Raw genomic sequence first — 17,579 nt, 5'->3', positions numbered from 1 at the left:
TTAACCCTGTGCCTCGCTGGCGAAGGCGCAAACGCCCTCGTCATCAAACGTCAGCCCCACCACGCTGCCGACCGGCCAGCGCGTCAGCGACTCCAGTCCGGACTGGCGGGCAAACAGCGACGCACTGCCGAGCGCCGGAATATCAAGATGCACGTCAACGTGGTCGCCCTGAAACACATGCGTCAGCACCGTGGCGCTGAGCAGCGCCTGCGGACCGAGCGGCGCCAGCTGCACATTTTCCGGACGCACATACACATCGAGCCGGTCGCCGACGCTGGCCTGCACCCGTTTGGCCGGCAGGCGCAGCGTGTTGCCGCCCAGTTCCAGCAGCGCGCTGGTGTCACGGCCGGCGTAGCGGCCCGGCAGAATATTCACGTCACCGACGAAGCTGGCGACAAACGGATCCTGCGGGCGGCGATAGATCTCATCAGGCGGACCGATCTGGCGCACGTGCCCGGCCGACATCACTACCACGCGGTCGCTCATGCTCAGCGCTTCGCCCTGATCGTGGGTAACAAAGACCGTGGTCACGCCGAGTTTGCGCTGAATCGCTTTCAGCTCGACCTGCATGGATAAACGCAAATTTTTGTCCAGCGCGGAGAATGGCTCATCCAGCAGCAACACTTTCGGGCGAATCACCAGCGCGCGTGCCAGCGCCACGCGCTGCTGCTGCCCGCCAGACAATTCACGCGGCTTGCGCTGGCCGTAACCCGCCAGCTTCACCAGCGCCAGCGCCTGCCCGACCCGCTCGGCGATTTCCGCTTTCGGCACGCCGCGCATACGCAAGCCGTAGCCGACGTTTTTCTCCACCGTCATGTGCGGAAACAGCGCGTAGTTCTGAAACACGATGCCAATCTCGCGCTGATAGGGCGGGATTTCCGTTACCAGGTCGCCATCGATAAAAATCTCACCGCCGTCGGCTTCGGCAAAGCCGGCCATCAGGTTCAGCAACGTGGTTTTGCCGCAGCCGGACGGGCCGAGCAGCGTAATAAACTCACCTTCGTGGATGGTGAGAGAAATTTTATGCAGCGCGATGGCATCACCAAAGCGCTTCAGGACGCCATCCAGCTGCACCGCCACGTTGGCCTTATGCGGTGCCGATGACAGCGGCTGCGGAAACGGGGTTACTTCTACACTGACCATACAATCTCCGGATTCGGACGGGGTGGCTCGTCGCGGGTTCATTCGCACATCCAGGTCGCCAGCCGGCGTAACAGGCTGTCACAGGCGTCCAGCTGTGCGAGGGTGATAAATTCGTCGGGCTTATGGCCCTGCTCCATACTGCCGGGACCGCACACCACACAGGGGATGCCGGCGGCGGCAAACAGTCCGCCTTCAGTGCCAAACGCTACGGTGCCGAAGCTGTCGCTGTCGCTCAACCGGGCAATCAGCTGTGCCGCGGCACTGTGCGCGGCGGTATCCAGCCCTGGATAGGCGCTGAGCGGCGAGAAGCGGATGGCGCTGGCGGGCTGCACCGCGCGCATCTGCGGCTCCAGCGTCTGCTGCGCATACGTCACCAGCTCGTCTGCCACCTGCTGCGCATCCTCTTGCGGCAGCGTGCGTACTTCGAAATCAAAACTGCAGGCGTCAGGCACGATGTTCAGCGCGCGTCCGCCGTGGATCACCCCGGTTTGCACGGTGGTAAATGGCGGATCGAAGCGCGCATCCTGTCGTTCAGGCGCCGCCAGACGTTCACCGATGACGGTTAAGCGCTGGATCAGCTTCGCGGCGTATTCAATCGCATTGACGCCCTGCGGCGCGTACGCCGAGTGGCAGGCCGCGCCCTGCACTTCGCAGCGCATCGCCAGCTTGCCTTTGTGGCCCAGCACCGGACGCAGTTCTGTCGGCTCACCAATCAGGCAGATCGCCGGTCGATCGCTGCGCTGCGCCAGCGAATCCACCAGCGAGCGCACACCGAGGCAACCCACCTCTTCGTCATAGGAGATAGCCAGGTGCAGCGGCTGACGCAGCGGCTGGGCGAGAAAATGCGGCACGGCGGCCAGCATACAGGCGAGGAAGCCTTTCATGTCTGCCGTGCCGCGTCCGTACAGCTTGCCGTCGCGTTCGGTCAACGCAAACGGCGGCACCGTCCACGTCTGGCCATCAACCGGCACCACATCGCTGTGGCCCGATAGCATCACCCCGCCGCTGCCGGCTGGCCCGAGCCGCGCATAGAGATTGGCCTTGCTGCGTTCTGCGTTGTGCATCAGTTCACAGGTCACGCCGAGCCCGCTGAGGTAGCGCCAGCAGAAATCGATCAGCGCGAGATTGGATTCGCGGCTGGTGGTGTCGAAAGCCACCAGATGTTCGAGCAGGTTACGGCTGGTCAACATCGCGTCTCCTCACGCTTATTCATCGCCCGGCACGCCGTAACGGGGTGCCAGCGTGGGATTGAGCGCGCGCGTCAGGTAATCCTGCATCTGCGGCTGATAGGCCAGCCACAGCTGATGAAGTTCCGCGATGGGATCGCCCTCCGTCCAGTCAACGCGCAGATCAACCAGCGGCCACGACGGTTCGCCCACCACTGCCAGCGCCGCCGAATGAACCGGCCCGGCTTCGCCTCCGGCGGCCATCCCGGCCTGCATGGCCGCGATTAACCGTGCGGCCAGTTCGCCCGGCTGCTGCGTAAACGCGCTGACCATCGCCGCAATCACCTCGGGATTCGCCAGCAAATTACCGGCCGCTACGCAGTCGCTGCCGCACAGCGCGTGATTCACCCCCAGCGTGTGCGTTCCACTGAAGCAGGCACTGCTGCCGTCGGCCGCCAGCACCGTAAGCTGGCGATAATCAAAAAAGTCATCGCTGGCAAGGCCGCTCTGCAGCGCCTGCTGCGCCGTCTCGCCCTGACTCAGCCGATCAAGGATGCGCGGGCCCAGCGCCGGCAGCGTGATGTTCTGCGTGGAGACCGCGCCGACGCCGGCGCGCAACCACGGACAGCGTGCGCCGACCGCAATACTCGACGAGCTGACCGCGATGCCCAGCTGGCCGGTTTGCGCGCAGCGTCCAACAATCGATAACGTCATGATGCGGCGCTCCTTATTGCGGCTGCCAGTCGTCGGGGATCACCGCAATCACGTCGATCTCCATCAGCCACTGCGGCTGGCCCAGTCCCGAGATCACCAGGCCGGTGGAGATGGGAAACACGCCTTTGAGCCACTTGCCCACCACCTGATACACCGGCTCGCGATAGCGCGGGTCGATGATGTAGGTGGTGGTTTTCACGATGTGCGACAGGTCGCTGCCCGCTTCTTCGAGCAGTTGCTTCACGTTTTTCATCGCCTGCTCGGCCTGCGCTGCCGGATCGCCCAGCCCCACCAGGTTGCCTTCGAAGTCGGTGCCAATCTGACCACGCACGTAAACGGTGTTGCCGGCGCGCACGGCCTGACACAGGTCGTTGTCCAGCGACTGATTAGGATAGGTATCTTTGGTGTTGAATTTGCGGATGCGGGTATGGGTGCTCATGGTGCCTGCCAGCGTTTAATTGGTTTCCGCAAGGTATACCGGGCTTAGCGCAGCAGGGAAAACAGCATTAACTGAGGTGTTGCTTTAAAAAATCCGAAGGAGTGCGGCAGGCCAGCTGGCCCGCCGGTGAGTGATTAATGCGCAGCCTTATTTAGCCGCATAAACCGCATCACAAAATGCTTTGCGCGCGCCCAGTTTGGCTGACAGGCGTGCAGCCGCTTCGCGCATCAACACGCCTAACTCTTCATCTTTGCGATTCAGCGTCAGACGCGAAACCGGGCCGGTCAGCGCAAGCGCAGCGGTCAGCCGGTCATTTTCGGCGAATACCGGTACGGCAAAGGCCGCGATGTGCGGATCGCGCGCGCCCGAGCTGAATATTGGCAGCGACGGCAGCGCATCGAAGAGATTTTCATTCATGCCCCAGAAACGCAGCACCTTACTGATGGCTGAGTTATCGAGCGGAAAAATTGTCCCCGGCAGGCGCGTATGACGCAGGCCATCAGACGATTCAGCACGAAACAGGCACAGACGCTGGCCGTTATCCAGTACGTACCAGCTGGCGCTCTCGTTGGTCGCCGTTGCCAGTGCCTGCAATTCCGGCTGCACCACGCTGGCCAGATGGAATGATTGCTCATAAAGCTTGCCGAGGTATAACAGACGCGGGCCGAGCGTGTAGACCCCGCTGTCACTGCGCACCACATAGCCCATCCTTTCCAGCGAGTTCATCAGACGATAGACAGTGGTTTTGTGATAGCCGGAAAGCTGCGACAGCGCAGTCAGCGACAGGCTCTCTTCGCCCGGCTTAAAACAATCCAGCAGCGACAACGCCTTCTCCACCGCATTAACGCCTTCATTTCCCATTTTTTCCTCCTGATTTGTGCCGTCCTGAGTGTACCTGAAAACTGTGAGTCACATCGTGTTTACATCACAAACACCTTCGTAACACTGGCATGCGGCGTCAGATCGTCGATATAGTTGTTTTATATTGTACAACATTGTTGTACCAGGTAAAACAAACCACGAGGTGAATTATGTCTGTCTCTGCAAATAACCTGATCAACCGCAACATCGAGCGCGTCAGCGCCCTGTCCGTCAGCCAGGCCGCCGCATTCCAGGCGGCGATTCTGGCCGATGTCGCCGGTCGTCGCGGCACTCTGCATGGCCGCGTTAAGCCGCTGTCGCCGCAGATGAAAGTCGCCGGGCCGGCCATCACGGTGGAAGTGCGTCCGGGCGATAACCTGGCGATTCACGCAGCGCTGGCTATCGCCCAGCCGGGTGATGTGCTGGTGGTGGACGGCAAAGGCGACATCAGTTGCGCGCTGCTGGGTGAAATCATGGCTACCCAGGCCGAAGCGTCCGGCATCGCCGGCATCATCATTGATGGCGCGGTGCGTGATGCTGACGCCCTCGCGCAGGGCAGCTATCCGGTGTTTGCTGCCGGCCTCAACCCGAGCGGCCCCACCAAAAGTATTCCCGGACGCGTTAACCATCCGGTGTCGGTGGCCGGTGCGTCGATTGAGCCGGGCGACCTGGTGGTCGGCGATGCCGATGGCGTGGTGGTGATCGCTAAACAGGATGTGGAACGCATCATTGCCCTGGCGGCGAAGAAGCTGGACGCCGAAACGCGCCGCATCGCGGGTATTAAGCAGGGTGATTTGCGTCCGGGCTGGCTGGAAGATGCCCTGCGTGCGGCCGGTATGTTAGCAGAAGGAGAATCTCTGTAATGAGCAACGTAAAAACTATCCTCATCACCGGCAGCGACCTGGCTGCTGAAGCCGTCGAGCTGCTGCAGGACTATCAGCTGATTTATGCCGGACGCCAGCCGCATGAAGCCGATTTGATCGCGCTGTGTGAGCGCCATAATCCTCAGGCGATCATTGTGCGCTACGGCAAAATCAACGGGCGCATCATGGACGCCGCGCCGGCGCTGCGCGTGATCTCCAAGCACGGCAGCGGTATTGACGTTATCGATCAGCAGGCAGCGGCGGAACGCCAGATTGCGGTCCGCGCGGCAGTGGGTGCCAATGCCGCTGCCGTGTCGGAGCATGCCTGGGCGCTGATCCTCGCCTGTGCTAAATCCGTGCCGCAGCTGGACCGCCGGATGCGCGATGGACACTGGGATAAAGCGCAGCATAAATCGCTGGAGCTGGAAGGACGCACGCTCGGCCTGGTCGGTCTGGGCGCCATCGGCAGCCGCGTGGCGCGCATCGGCCAGGCCTTCGGTATGCAGGTGCTGGCCTACGATCCTTATGCGCAAACCTTGCCGGCTGGCTGTGAAGCGGTTGAATCACTGGATGAGCTGTACAGCCGTGCCGATGTGGTGTCGCTGCACTGTCCGCTGACGGACAGCAATCACCAGATGATCAACGCGGCCGCCCTCGCCCGTTTTAAGCCTGGCGCGATTCTGGTCAACACCGCGCGCGGCGGACTGATTGACGATCAGGCGGTGGCGACCGCGCTGCAAAACGGCACGCTGCGTGCCGCCGGGCTGGACAGCTTCACCAGCGAGCCGCTGACTGCACCGCATCTGTGGCAGTCGCTTAACAACGTGATTATTACGCCGCACATTGGCGGCGTGAGCGACAATGCTTACGTGCGCATGGGCACCGGTGCCGCGCGCAACGCGTTGCAGGTTCTGCAGGAGCAGGAGGCGGTATCATGACCGTGCTTACCGTACCGGAGGTGCGCGAGTTAACGCTGTTTTCGCGCCTGCCGGAAGCGTTCCGCCGGCCGGACGCCGGCAATGTCTGGGCTGCCGCCAATCGCGGCGGCCAGCTTACCGACTCCTTTCTTGAAGGCCCGGTGTGGCATCCCTCCGGCTGTCTGTATGTCACCGATATTCCCTATGGCCGCATCTTTCGCGTTGATATGAGCGGCAACTGGGAGCTGGTGGTGCAGTATGAAGGTGAGCCCAACGGCATGAAGCTGACCGATCCGGACACGCTGATCATCACAGATTACCGTAACGGCCTGATGAAGCTGTCAATCAGCAGCGCCACTATCACGCCGTGGCTGACGCGGCGTAACAGCGAAAGCTTTCGCGGCGTCAACGATTTAACGCCTGACAGTCGCGGCAATCTCTATTTCACCGATCAGGGCCAGACCGGGCTGCACGATGCCAGCGGACGCGTCTATCGGCTCAGTCCGGATGGCCGGCTGGATCTGCTGCTGGATAACTGCCCGAGCCCGAACGGCCTGGTGCTGTCGCCGGATGAGAAAATCCTCTACGTGGCGATGACGCGCGGCAACTGCGTGTGGCGCGTGCCGTTGCTGGCGGATGGTTCGGTGAGCAAAGTTGGACTGTTCTTTACCTCGCACGGACCCAGCGGGCCGGACGGGCTGACCATCAATCAGCGCGGCGAACTGCTGATCGCCAATCCCGGCCTGGGGCGCGTCTGGCGTCTTAACGATCTGGCTGAACCGGAAGAGATTCTGCTCAGTCCGCTGGGTCGCTCCACCACCAACCTGTGCTTCGGCGGGGCCGACCTTAACCAGCTGTTTATCACCGAATCGGTCAGCGGCAGCATCCTGACCTGTACCCAGAACACGCCAGGCCGCGCGTTGCCGGCCATCGATACCTCGTTTCTCTGACTACAACTCTGCGTCATCCGAACGCACCGGAGATTACTATGACCCTGCACTCAACATCCAGCCCTGCGCCGGCTCAGCCGGCTGCGGTGCCACCCCGCCATGAAACGCTCAGTGAACAGGATTTCCAGGACAGTGAGCAGGCGGCCGCCAAAGCCTTTCGTCGCATTCTGCCGTTTATCTTTATCTGCTATGTGGTCAGCTACCTTGACCGCACCAACGTCAGCTTTGCTGCGCTGGGCATGAACGCCGATCTCGGCATCACCGCCGAACAGTTTGGCTTTGGCGCGGGCATGTTTTTTATCGGCTATTTCCTGTTTGAAATTCCCAGCAACCTGATCATGCAAAAAGTGGGCGCGCGCATCTGGATCGCGCGCATCATGATTTCGTGGGGGTTGATTTCGATGGCGACCGCGTTCATCAGCGGCCCCGTCAGCTTTGCCATTGCGCGCTTCTGTCTCGGCGTAGCAGAGGCCGGCTTTACCCCCGGCATCTATCTGTTCTTTACCTACTGGTTCCCTGGCAGCTGGCGCGCCAAAATCACCGCCGCGTTCCTGGTCGGCATTCCGGTGGCCAATATCATCGGCTCACCGATTTCCGGCGCGCTGATGCAGATCACCGGCCATGAGCATATCCGCAACTGGCAGTGGCTGCTGTTGATTGAAGGCTTACCGGCGGTAATCCTCGGCGTTATGTGCCTGTTTGTGCTGAGCGACCGGCCGGAGAAAGCGCGCTGGCTGGCGCCGCGTGAACAGCAGTTGCTGAGCCGCCGGCTGGCCGATGAGCAGCAGCAAATCGCGGCAACGCACGGTTCCCAGATGCGCGACGCGCTGCGCAATCCGCTGCTGTATCTGCTGGCGTTTATTAACTTTTGCGGCATTGTGGGTTCGATCGGCGTGGGACTGTGGATGCCGCAGATCATCAAACAGCTCGGTGTGAGCCATACGGCAACCGGCTTTCTTGCCGCGCTGCCCTATGTCTGCGGTGCCGTGAGCATGCTGTTGTGGGCGCGCCGCGCTAATGCATCAGCGCACCGTATTCGCTGGATCAGCGGCGCGCTGGTGATCGCCGCCTTAGCCCTGATGTGCAGCGCGCTGAGCGATGCGCCGGTGATCAAAATGCTGGCGCTGTGCTGCACCGTCAGCGGTATTCTGGCGTTTCAGGCCTCGTTCTGGGCGCTGCCTTCCGGCTTTTTAACCGGCAATGCCGCGGCAGGCGGCTTAGCCATGATTGTCTCGATTGGTAATCTCGGCGGCTTCTTCGGCCCGTCGCTGATCGGCTATGTGCGTCAGTCTACCGGCGGCTTTATGTGGGCGCTGTTGGCGGTGGCGGCAGTCCTGATGATTGGCGCACTGGCGGTTGCCATGGTGAAAGATCCGTGGCGCCAGCGCAGCGCTGAGCAGAGATAATAACGCCGCGTTTCCCGGTGTGCCTGTGGCGCATCGGGAAACGGATGTTTTAAAGGATGAAAGCAGGATAACGTCAGACGTGATGAGCCAGATGCGTGCCCTCCCTGGCACAGGCTCATGAGATTATTTCCCGGTGCTGGCCACCGGCTGTTCCGCTTCAACGTGCAGCTTTTTGCTGCGTCCCATCAGCAATACCGCAATGCCGCCCGCCGCACACAGCAGCGCCAGAGGAATCATCGCCATCGCATGGCTGCCGGTTTTCTCATTGATGATGCCGTAAACGTTCACCATCAGCCCGCCACCAATCAGGTTGGCCATCGCGCCGATAGCAGCCAGACCGGCCGCTGCGGTGGTTGAGGACATCCAGCCCGAGGCCAGCGCCCAGAACGGCCCTTTCATCGAGTAAGCACCAATCAGCACCAGTGACAGAATCACCACGCTGCCCGCCACCGTATCGGTCAGGAACGCCGCCAGCAGTCCACCGGCAATCAGGAACAGCGTCAGCGCAGTGTGCCAGCGACGCTCACCGCTACGGTCAGAGCTGCGGCCCCAGACAATCATCAGAATCGATGCCAGACCATACGGGATCGCATTCATCAAACCGGTGGTGAAGTTATCCAGGCCAAATGATTTCAGCAGCTGCGGTGACCAGACGCTCAGCGTCGAACCCGCTGCCGACGCGCCGGCGTAAATCAGCGCCATCACCCAGATATGCTTGTGGCGCAGCAGCTGCCACAGCGTGATATGACCAATCGCTTTACGCTGTGCATTCTCTTCAGCCAGTTTGCCGCTCAGCCAGTTGCGCTGTTCGCTGGTCAGCCAGTGGGCATTTTCCGGACGGTTGCTGAGCAGGAAGAAAGCCAGCACACCCAGCACAATCGCCGGGAACCCTTCGATGATAAACAGCCAGTGCCAGCCGCGCAGGCCGAACCAGCCGTCCATCGTCAGGATTGCGCCCGAGATCGGCGAGCCAATAAAGTTGGCTGCCGGGATCGCCACCATAAAGGTCGCAATCACGCGCGCGCGATATTTCGCCGGAATCCAGTAAGTCAGATAAAGGATCACGCCGGGAAAGAAGCCGGCTTCGGCGGCGCCCAACAGAAAGCGCAGCACGTACAGCATTTCCGCACTGCTGACGAACGCGGTGCACACCGAGACAATGCCCCAGGTCACCATGATGCGCGAAATCCAGATTTTGGCGCCAATCTTCTGCATCGCTAGGTTGCTTGGCACCTCAAACAGAAAATAGCCAACAAAAAACAGGCTGCTTGCCAGGCCAAACACCGCTTTGCTCAGCCCGAGGTCTTCATTCATTTGCAGGGACGCCATGCCGATGTTGCCGCGATCGATAATGGCGATCAGATAGCAGACGATCAGGAACGGCAGAATGCGCCAGATGACGCGTTTTACGGTCTGCTGCTCAATATCGGGCACAGCGGCCGCGCGGGTTATCTTGTCAGACATAGAGTTCCTCACAGAGTCATGGCTTAACGCAAATCGGCCAGTGTTGTTGTTTTACTCTGTACAACATGCGTGTACATAGTAAAACTATTATGTTTGGCCGCGCGACCCTGCGCAGAAAAATGTGTCCGGGCTGCGTGATTTGTCACAAAAAGGTAGCCAGTTGATTATGGATATGTGATGCAGCTTTCAGTTTCTGCTGCAGCACGGGAAAATACCAGCATTCATTCTGCCAGGCGACAGTGGAATTAATTTGCAACATCTTGCCGTTTACCCGCGGCGTCATTCTGCGGTATACCCATTGCCTCACCGCGTAACGCGCTTATCAGGATGCAAAAATGTTCGTAAAGCACTATGACGTAGATGAAAGCCATATCGATTTTCAGGGCGTGGTCGACGGGCTGTACTACCCGTTTTACATGGAGTGGACGCGCCACGCTTACATGCGCGAGGCGCTGGGTATCGACATTGAAGAAGAGTTCAGTCAGGGCAAGATTTACATGGTGCTGGAGTACACGCTGCGCTTCCGCAAGAGCCTGGTGAAAGGCGATAAGGTGGAAGTCACCTGCGCGCTGGAGCAGAACGAGAAGCGCAATCGCGTGAACTTCGTGCAGCAAATCAAGGTCGACGGCGTGGTGTATGCCGAGGCCACGTTTGTTGCCACCTGTCTCGCCAATGGGCGTCCTTCAATGCCGGAAGCGGTAACGCGCGCGCTCGGCCTGTAACGTTACACACTATGTGGCAGCAGCCTGCTCTATGCCTGCTGCCACTCTGCAACCAGCGTCTCCACCAGCTGTGCCGCCGGCAGCGCGCGCACCCGCGCCACCCCCTGACCCGCCCACTGCGCACCGAAGCCGTCCTCGCCGTGCGCTGCTGCCGCTGCCGCCAGGGCTTTTCCCAGCGCATAGGTCAGCGGATAGTCGGGAATCTCCTCCGGCGTTACGTCATAGCACAATTCACAAAATGCGTTGCGCACGCAGCGCGCCTGACGCCCGGAGATCGCCGCCGTCATTACCGTGCCACGCTCGCCAGCTGCCAGCAGCGCGCGACGATAGGCCGCACTGGCCGCCGATTCGGGACACAGCACAAACGCCGTACCGAGCTGTACACCGCTGGCACCCAGTTTCATCATCGTCGTGATGCCGGCACCGTCCATCACGCCGCCCGCTGCCACCACCGGCAGCGTGGTGTGCTGACGAATCGCCTGCACCAGTGCAACGGTCGAAAGCTGCTGGTCTGGCGCGCCCGGATCAAAATGGCCGCGATGGCCACCGGCTTCATAGCCCTGCGCCACAATGATATCGATACCGCTGCGTGCAATTGCCCGCGCTTCCTGCGGACTGGTGGCGGTCGCCAGCGTGACAATGTCACGTTGCTTTAGCCGGGCGATGGCCGTGGCATCGGGAATGCCGAAATGGAAACTGACCGCCGCCGGCCGCGCCTGCTCCAGCACCGTCAGCATCGCCTCATTGTGCAAAAAGCTTTGATAGATCTCCGTTAGCGCCGGCGGCAGCGCCGTCTGGTACTGCGCAAACTGCGGACTGAACCGGCTGATCCACGCCGCCTCGCGCGCGGCATCCCGCCTTGCCGGCGCGTGACAAAATACGTTGACGTTGATCGGGCCACGCGTCAGTGCCTGGGTGTGGGCAATCATTTCTGCCGCCTGCTGCGGCGTCACCGCGCCGACGCTAATCGATCCCAGCGCTCCGGCATTGGATACCGCTGCGGCCAGCTGCGGCGTGGCGACACCGGCCATCGGTGCCTGAATCAGCGGATACTGCAGTTTTAACAGCTGGCACAGCGCGGTCGTCATGGTGGTTTTTCTCCAACCCGTCATCAGGCGTTGATTGCGTCACGTCTCGGGTATTAACATACATTTAACATGCATCTTTTAACAAGCCTGCCGGGCACTTTTCTTACCCGCACGCGCGGCGTTGATCACTTTTTTCTCACATTTTTAACGCCACGGTCGATAATCAAAGTTGCATAGCAAAATCAGCTTTCAGCTTGCGCTGTAACAACATCAGGCAGGTAACACCATTACACACCCCACCTGCGCACATCGGTGCGCAGCGAGACAGCAGCCTGTGCCTGTGGCACGGCTGTAATGGACAACCGGGGAAATCATGCGGTGCCGTCCACTGGACGCGCCGAATGCGTTAGCACGCGCGCATCTGCGCCTGCATTTCGTTCAACAGCATACCAAGCGCCTGAGGTCTCTCATGTTCGGGGTGAAAAAATCGAGCCTTTCTCTGCCATTTGCCAAAAGTGGCGACGTTGCTAAGGATATTGAAGCGATAAAGCAGCATGTTGCGTGGATTGAGTTTTCACCGGCCGGTGAAATCCTCAGCGCCAATGCACAATTTTTACAGGTCACCGGCTATCAGCTGCATGAAATTCAGGGACAGCATCACCGGATTTTCTGCAGCCCTGCTTATAGCCAGTCTTCCGACTATTACGCCTTCTGGCAAACGCTGGCAGCCGGCGAATCGGTGAACGGCATTTTTGAGCGTTTCAACAAGCAGCATCAGCGCTTCTGGCTCAGCGCGACCTATTTTCCGGTGAGCGATGAGCGCGGCAAAGTGTACAAAGTGATCAAGGTTGCGAGCGACATCACCGCGCGTCATCAGGAGCTGGAGCATAAAGAGGCGGTGATAACGGCGCTGGATCGTTCGATGGCGGTGATTGAATTCACGCCGGACGGTCACATCATTACCGCCAACGCCAACTTCCTCACCCACATGGGCTATACCCTGCCAGCCATCGCCGGCCAGCATCATCGCCTGTTCTGCTTCGACAATTTCTACCGCGAGAATCCGGACTTCTGGCGCAAAATCGGCAACGGTCAGCATTTTGTCGGTCGTTTTGAACGTAAGACTGCCAGCGGCGAGCGCATCTGGCTGGAGGCGAGCTACAACCCGGTATTTGACGGCGACGGTAAGGTCTACAAAGTGATTAAGATCGCCTCGGATATCACCGCGCGCGTCGAGGCGGCGAAGCGCGTGGCGGATATCGCGCTAACCACCTCTGAGCAGACCTCACAAATTACCGATAACGCTAATGAAGTGCTGGATGAAACGGTGCGTAACTCCGGGCTGGTGGCGCAGCAGGTGAATGCCGCCGCCGAAATTGGCGCGCAGCTCACCGCCTCGGCCAGGAGCATCAGCGACGTGGTGGAAACCATCAACCTGATTGCCTCACAGACCAACATTCTGGCACTGAATGCCGCCATTGAATCGGCACGCGCTGGCGAGGCCGGACGTGGCTTCAGCGTGGTGGCAGGTGAAGTGCGCCGCCTGGCGGCCTCGACCGCCAGCGCCACCAAACAGATTTCCGTAGTCGTGGAGCAAAATGCCGACCTGATCCAGCAGATGTATCAGCAGCTGGATGAGGTCAGGCAATTTGTGGTGACCGAACAGGAGAAGATCAGCGTGCTGTCGCGCAGCCTGCGGGAAATCAACAGTGGCGTACACGAGTTTGTGAACGTCATTCACCGGCTGGATGTGTGATAGCTTACGCGGGAGCGCAGGCTCCCGCGCGATTACAGCCCGCTGCCCGCCTGCGGCGCGGGCTGCCGCTTCCACTTCAGCGCATTACGCAGCGCCGGTTCGGCATATTTGCTGATCAGCCAGGCAACGTAATACAGTACGCTGGCCACCACCACCGGCAGCATCGTCATCACCGCCTCATTTTTGATATAGCCATTAAGCTTAATCAATATCGCGATCATTAAATTTTCATGAATCAGATACAGGGCGTAACTGACAAATCCGATGGCGGTGAAAAAGCGCAGGGAAAGCCAGCGCTCAATCTGTCTGGAATAAAAGCTGGCGATAAAAAACAGCATCACCAGTAGCAGCGGTATCACGGCGACCACGCCGCTGTTTTTAACGTAGTAGCTGAAATTAATCAGCAAGGCCAGCGCAGTCAGCGCGTAGTGATAACGTTTATCGCGCCCGTGCAGACGTTCATAAACCAGACAGCCGACCATAAACCAGGCGTAGTGAATAAAACCGAATTTTGAAATTACATCGATTAATAACGGATGGCCGAGTGATTTCAATACCGATGAGGCGGAAAGTAATAACATCGGCACAATCAGCGCCGGCAGACAATATTTACGTCCGAAGGTGAAATAAACCGCGCCAATAATCAGATAAAACAGCGCTTCAACATAGAGAGACCAGAACGATCCGGCCATGGAGCGGAATTCGATGCCGGTCAGTTGCGTCAGCGTTTCAGGATTAACAAAGATCAGGCCGGGCAGCAGGTTGCGGCTTTCCGGTGTCATCAGCGACCACTCCGGAAAAAAGCCGCCGGCAAGGTACAGCAGCAGACTGGCTATCAGCATTGCCGGAAACAGGCGCAGCCAGCGTTTTTTGAGAAAGCTGAGGTAGCCGGACGGTTTATCCAGCGTCATAAATATGACAAAGCCGGAGATCATAAAAAACAACTGCACGCCAACCCAGCCAAAGGCGACCAGCGGAATATGCTGCGTGCTCGCGACGTAAGGTAACAGTTCAGGCCAGCGCGCATAGGCGTGATAAGCAATCACCAGCAGGATCGCTAATCCGCGCATGCCATCAAGATGCGTAATACGTGGTTGCATAAGTTCCCTCTGAAAAGAGGAGCAGATGAGTTTCAGCAAATTAGCACTGACAAAGATTTACACTCAACCAGAATAGTCCTAGATAGTGCAGCATTAATTAAAGATAAAACTCTGCCAGCCTGAACGTTTAATCACGCTCTGATAAATTATGGCTGTAATATATTCACAGTCATAATTCTTAAATAAACGCTAAGCTATTAGCGCAACGGGAAAAATTTACCGGCATTCGCCGAATTGCCCTGATGCAAACGCAGCGGCAGGGCCTGTTATTAACAGACCTTATGCAGATCTGATTGCGCCACGGCATCGTCGGGCTTCTGGCCGAATATGCGATCTGTTTTTGCCGCTCCGCTCACGCTTTTTTTACTTTTTCGCCCAGGTTCGGCGCAGTCATGCCGATACTCATAACGTACTTATGAAATATCATTTTACTGGTTTGTGATAAGTCTATGATGGCGAAACGTTCACTGATGGATTTCCCGACCGATGGTCGGATGCGCGGACTGATGCGCCAGCCGATGCTGCTGATGGTGCTGCTGATTTTTCTCTCCTTTATGGTGGCGCTGGTGACGCTGTGCTTTATCGCCAGCGATCTCAACCAGCAGGAGGCGCGGCAAAACCGCCTGCTGCTGGAGAAAGCGTTGCAGACGCGTCAGGAAGTGATGCAGTTTCACCTCTCCGATAATGCAGAATGGGGCGAAGCCTATCAAAACCTGCACCGCACGCTGAATACTGACTGGGCGTGGACGCGGCAGAATCTGGGTGAGTCGCTGTTCCAGACCTTTGCCTACGAGGGCGTGTTTGTCATCGCGCCGCGCGGCGATACGGTTTACAGCGTGATCGACGGTCAGCTGCAGCAACGCGATTTCACCGACTGGCTCGGTCGCCAGCAACTGCCCGCGCTGCGTCAGCAGTTACAGCACAATGACGGTAAGGCGCTGTCGCGCTTTGTGGTGGTAAACCAGCAACTGGTGCTGCTGTGCGCCGCATGGATCACTACCGGTGGCGATAACAGCGTGCCGCAGGTGCCCGGCCCGCCATCGCTGATGATCTTTGCCGATCGCCTGACGCCGCAAAAATTACAGCAGCTGGGGCACGAGTACGGCATCAACGCGCTGCGGGTGGAATTCGCTGCACCCCGCGCGCCAGTGGCGGAAAGCCTGCGCCTCGCCGCCGACGGCCATGACGCCACGCTGCGCTGGACCAGCAGCAACCCCGGCGGTAAATTGCTGACCGCCCTGCTGCCGCTGCTGGTGATCGCCATGCTGATCACGCTGTATGGCGCCATCATGCTGATGCGCAACGCGCTACGTAAGGCGCAGCTCAATGATGAAAATACGCTGCTGCTGGCGCAAAGCCAGCGGGCGCTCAGCGCCAGCGAACGCCGCTTTCGTGATATCGCCGAAATTACCACCGACTGGATTTGGGAGATGGACGACCAGCTGCGCTTCAGCTGGGTTTCCGGCCGCTTCCCGGTAGTGACCGGGTTTACCAGCGAGGAGTGGCTGCAGCGCACGCTACTGGATTTCCTGCTGTGCGATGAGCACCAGCGCGCCCGGCTTTTGCAGCTGGCAGACTCGGGCGGTCAGCTCACGCTGAACGGCTGCCGCTATCTCTCCGCCCAGCATCAGCCGCGCTACTGCAATCTGACCCTCAAGCGCGTTACCCTGGCGCATGGCGTCAGCGGCTTTCGCGGCAGCGCCAGCGACGTAACGCTGGAAGTTGAAGCGCAGGCGCGCGCGCACTATCTGTCGCACTTCGATGAACTGACCGGACTGGCCAACCGCGTGCAGATGCGCGAATTCCTCACGGGGCAGCTGAGCCTGCCGCTGCCGGCGCAGCCGCTGCTGGCGATGATTATGATTGACCTGGATAAATTCAAACCGGTCAATGATCTCTACGGTCATGCGGCGGGCGATCAGGTGCTGCATGCGGTATCAGATCGTATCCGGCGCACGCTCAACGGCAACGGCCTGGTGGCGCGGCTCGGCGGCGATGAGTTTGTGGTGATTCTGCCGGAGGCGGGCAGCCGCGAGCAGGTCGACGCGCTGTGTCAGCAGCTCATCGCCCAGCTCAATCTGCCGTTCCCGGTGTACGACAACGACATCCACATCGGCGGCAGTCTCGGCATCGCGCTGGCCCCGCAGGATGCCGACAACGCCAGCGATCTGCTGCGCTTCGCCGACATCGCCCTGTATAAAGCGAAAAACAGCGGCCGCAACCAGTGGATATTTTTCGACCGTGACATGGAAGAGAAAATTGTGCAGCGGCGCGAAATGGAGCATGAGCTGCGCGCAGCGCTGCAGGAGAACCAGCTGCGGCTGGTCTATCAGACGCGCTATGACCTGATCGCGCAGCGCATCAGCGCGGTCGAGGCGCTGGTACGCTGGCAGCATCCGCGGCTGGGCTTACTGATGCCCGATCAGTTTATTCCGCTGGCCGAAGAGACTGGCCTGATCAGCGCGCTGAGCGACTGGGTGCTGCTCAATGCCTGCGAGGATATCGCCCGTTACCGGCCGGAAATGGCGGTTTCAGTGAATATTTCCGCCAGCGAGTTGCAGGATAGCGCCTTAGCCGAACGCATCACCCGGGTGCTGCAGCTCAGCGGTCTGCCGAGCCAGCGGCTGGAAATTGAAGTCACGGAAAACGCGCTGCTGAGCGATCCGGATAAAACCCTGGCGGTGATGCAGGCGGTGAAAGCGCTGGGGGTGAGATTTCTGATTGATGATTTTGGCACCGGCTATGCGTCGCTGTGCTACCTGCGCGCCTTCCCGTTCGACGGCATCAAAATCGATAAATCCTTTATTTTTCCGCTGGCCGATTCGCCCCAGGCGCGCCAGGTGGTGGAAAACATGATCGGACTCGGCAAAGCCTATTCCCTGTCGGTAACCGCGGAAGGCGTGGAAACGCCGGTGCAGATGTCGCAGCTGCAGGAGCTGGCGTGCGATGCCATTCAGGGTTACTACATCGGACGACCGCTGCCGCTGCCGCAAATCTCGACCGAGCCGCCGCAGAGTGAACCGGCGCTGCACATGAATATTTAATAAAAG

Annotated in this window: 15 protein-coding genes; 7 read left to right on the top strand and 8 right to left on the bottom strand. The window is 59.5% G+C overall.

Annotated features, from left to right (window positions below):
• The 5 genes from AC6I8P_RS20595 to AC6I8P_RS20575 form a co-directional block, all read right to left on the bottom strand.
• Positions 1 to 1,143, bottom strand: a complete 1,143-nt coding sequence (locus AC6I8P_RS20595; RefSeq protein ID WP_498031310.1) for an ABC transporter ATP-binding protein — start codon at positions 1,141 to 1,143, stop codon at positions 1 to 3.
• 38 nt (positions 1,144 to 1,181) lie between these two features.
• Positions 1,182 to 2,333: an acetylornithine deacetylase gene (argE, locus tag AC6I8P_RS20590; protein WP_159377757.1), complete on the bottom strand. Its 1,152-nt coding sequence runs from the start codon at positions 2,331 to 2,333 to the stop codon at positions 1,182 to 1,184.
• Positions 2,334 to 2,348: 15 nt separating this feature from the next.
• Entirely contained in the window at positions 2,349 to 3,023 is a 675-nt protein-coding gene (locus AC6I8P_RS20585) for a DUF1028 domain-containing protein (RefSeq protein WP_021509500.1), read from the bottom strand.
• Between the two features lie 13 nt (positions 3,024 to 3,036).
• Positions 3,037 to 3,462 (bottom strand): RidA family protein, encoded by a 426-nt coding sequence (locus AC6I8P_RS20580; protein ID WP_021509501.1) that lies wholly within the window; start codon positions 3,460 to 3,462, stop codon positions 3,037 to 3,039.
• A 147-nt stretch (positions 3,463 to 3,609) separates the two neighbouring features.
• Complete coding sequence (locus AC6I8P_RS20575) at positions 3,610 to 4,323, bottom strand: IclR family transcriptional regulator (RefSeq protein ID WP_021509502.1); 714 nt, start codon at positions 4,321 to 4,323, stop codon at positions 3,610 to 3,612.
• 170 nt (positions 4,324 to 4,493) lie between these two features.
• On the opposite strand from AC6I8P_RS20575, the gene AC6I8P_RS20570 reads away from it, so the two are divergent.
• Genes AC6I8P_RS20570 through AC6I8P_RS20555 form a run of 4 tightly spaced genes read left to right on the top strand, consistent with a single transcriptional unit; the run spans position 4,494 to position 8,459 of the window.
• A complete protein-coding gene (locus tag AC6I8P_RS20570) occupies positions 4,494 to 5,186 on the top strand; it encodes an RraA family protein (RefSeq protein WP_058781426.1) in 693 nt (230 codons plus the stop codon).
• Positions 5,186 to 6,124 (top strand): hydroxyacid dehydrogenase, encoded by a 939-nt coding sequence (locus tag AC6I8P_RS20565; protein WP_498031309.1) that lies wholly within the window; start codon positions 5,186 to 5,188, stop codon positions 6,122 to 6,124. Before AC6I8P_RS20570 ends, AC6I8P_RS20565 begins: the two co-directional genes overlap by 1 nt.
• Positions 6,121 to 7,053 carry an SMP-30/gluconolactonase/LRE family protein gene (locus tag AC6I8P_RS20560; protein ID WP_498031308.1) on the top strand — a complete coding sequence of 311 codons (933 nt, stop codon included), beginning with the start codon at positions 6,121 to 6,123 and terminating at the stop codon, positions 7,051 to 7,053. Before AC6I8P_RS20565 ends, AC6I8P_RS20560 begins: the two co-directional genes overlap by 4 nt.
• Positions 7,054 to 7,091: 38 nt before the next feature.
• The gene (locus AC6I8P_RS20555; protein ID WP_021509506.1) at positions 7,092 to 8,459 is read left to right on the top strand and encodes an MFS transporter; all 1,368 of its coding nucleotides are present in this window, start codon (positions 7,092 to 7,094) and stop codon (positions 8,457 to 8,459) included.
• A gap of 123 nt (positions 8,460 to 8,582) precedes the next feature.
• Here the strand turns inward: AC6I8P_RS20555 and AC6I8P_RS20550 are convergent, their stop codons facing one another.
• The gene (locus tag AC6I8P_RS20550) at positions 8,583 to 9,923 is read right to left on the bottom strand and encodes an MFS transporter (RefSeq protein WP_498031307.1); all 1,341 of its coding nucleotides are present in this window, start codon (positions 9,921 to 9,923) and stop codon (positions 8,583 to 8,585) included.
• Positions 9,924 to 10,258: 335 nt separating this feature from the next.
• Here AC6I8P_RS20550 and AC6I8P_RS20545 point away from each other — a divergent pair, with 335 nt between their 5' ends.
• Entirely contained in the window at positions 10,259 to 10,645 is a 387-nt protein-coding gene (locus tag AC6I8P_RS20545) for an acyl-CoA thioesterase (RefSeq protein WP_021509508.1), read from the top strand.
• Between the two features lie 29 nt (positions 10,646 to 10,674).
• On the opposite strand, the gene AC6I8P_RS20540 is transcribed toward AC6I8P_RS20545, so the two are convergent.
• The gene (locus AC6I8P_RS20540; RefSeq protein WP_498031306.1) at positions 10,675 to 11,733 is read right to left on the bottom strand and encodes an NAD(P)H-dependent flavin oxidoreductase; all 1,059 of its coding nucleotides are present in this window, start codon (positions 11,731 to 11,733) and stop codon (positions 10,675 to 10,677) included.
• A 409-nt stretch (positions 11,734 to 12,142) separates the two neighbouring features.
• On the opposite strand from AC6I8P_RS20540, the gene AC6I8P_RS20535 reads away from it, so the two are divergent.
• Positions 12,143 to 13,429 (top strand): methyl-accepting chemotaxis protein, encoded by a 1,287-nt coding sequence (locus tag AC6I8P_RS20535; protein ID WP_215800954.1) that lies wholly within the window; start codon positions 12,143 to 12,145, stop codon positions 13,427 to 13,429.
• 32 nt (positions 13,430 to 13,461) lie between these two features.
• Here the strand turns inward: AC6I8P_RS20535 and AC6I8P_RS20530 are convergent, their stop codons facing one another.
• Positions 13,462 to 14,529 carry an acyltransferase family protein gene (locus tag AC6I8P_RS20530; protein ID WP_498031305.1) on the bottom strand — a complete coding sequence of 356 codons (1,068 nt, stop codon included), beginning with the start codon at positions 14,527 to 14,529 and terminating at the stop codon, positions 13,462 to 13,464.
• A gap of 449 nt (positions 14,530 to 14,978) precedes the next feature.
• On the opposite strand from AC6I8P_RS20530, the gene AC6I8P_RS20525 reads away from it, so the two are divergent.
• Positions 14,979 to 17,573, top strand: a complete 2,595-nt coding sequence (locus AC6I8P_RS20525; protein WP_477529992.1) for a bifunctional diguanylate cyclase/phosphodiesterase — start codon at positions 14,979 to 14,981, stop codon at positions 17,571 to 17,573.
• The last annotated feature ends 6 nt before the right edge of the window (positions 17,574 to 17,579 follow it).

This window comes from gamma proteobacterium symbiont of Lampromicra miyakona, assembly GCF_059730895.1.
This window is presented reverse-complemented; position numbering and strand designations above follow the sequence as displayed.

Coding starts and splice junctions, on each gene's coding strand:
- AC6I8P_RS20525 (WP_477529992.1), top strand. CDS start 14,979: ATGATGGCGAAACGTTCACTGATGGATTTCCCGACCGATGGTCGGATG.
- AC6I8P_RS20565 (WP_498031309.1), top strand. CDS start 5,186: ATGAGCAACGTAAAAACTATCCTCATCACCGGCAGCGACCTGGCTGCT.
- AC6I8P_RS20580 (WP_021509501.1), bottom strand. CDS start 3,462: ATGAGCACCCATACCCGCATCCGCAAATTCAACACCAAAGATACCTAT.
- AC6I8P_RS20575 (WP_021509502.1), bottom strand. CDS start 4,323: ATGGGAAATGAAGGCGTTAATGCGGTGGAGAAGGCGTTGTCGCTGCTG.
- AC6I8P_RS20545 (WP_021509508.1), top strand. CDS start 10,259: ATGTTCGTAAAGCACTATGACGTAGATGAAAGCCATATCGATTTTCAG.
- AC6I8P_RS20535 (WP_215800954.1), top strand. CDS start 12,143: ATGTTCGGGGTGAAAAAATCGAGCCTTTCTCTGCCATTTGCCAAAAGT.
- AC6I8P_RS20560 (WP_498031308.1), top strand. CDS start 6,121: ATGACCGTGCTTACCGTACCGGAGGTGCGCGAGTTAACGCTGTTTTCG.
- AC6I8P_RS20540 (WP_498031306.1), bottom strand. CDS start 11,733: ATGACGACCGCGCTGTGCCAGCTGTTAAAACTGCAGTATCCGCTGATT.
- AC6I8P_RS20570 (WP_058781426.1), top strand. CDS start 4,494: ATGTCTGTCTCTGCAAATAACCTGATCAACCGCAACATCGAGCGCGTC.
- AC6I8P_RS20550 (WP_498031307.1), bottom strand. CDS start 9,923: ATGTCTGACAAGATAACCCGCGCGGCCGCTGTGCCCGATATTGAGCAG.
- AC6I8P_RS20585 (WP_021509500.1), bottom strand. CDS start 3,023: ATGACGTTATCGATTGTTGGACGCTGCGCGCAAACCGGCCAGCTGGGC.
- AC6I8P_RS20555 (WP_021509506.1), top strand. CDS start 7,092: ATGACCCTGCACTCAACATCCAGCCCTGCGCCGGCTCAGCCGGCTGCG.
- argE (WP_159377757.1), bottom strand. CDS start 2,333: ATGTTGACCAGCCGTAACCTGCTCGAACATCTGGTGGCTTTCGACACC.
- AC6I8P_RS20530 (WP_498031305.1), bottom strand. CDS start 14,529: ATGCAACCACGTATTACGCATCTTGATGGCATGCGCGGATTAGCGATC.
- AC6I8P_RS20595 (WP_498031310.1), bottom strand. CDS start 1,143: ATGGTCAGTGTAGAAGTAACCCCGTTTCCGCAGCCGCTGTCATCGGCA.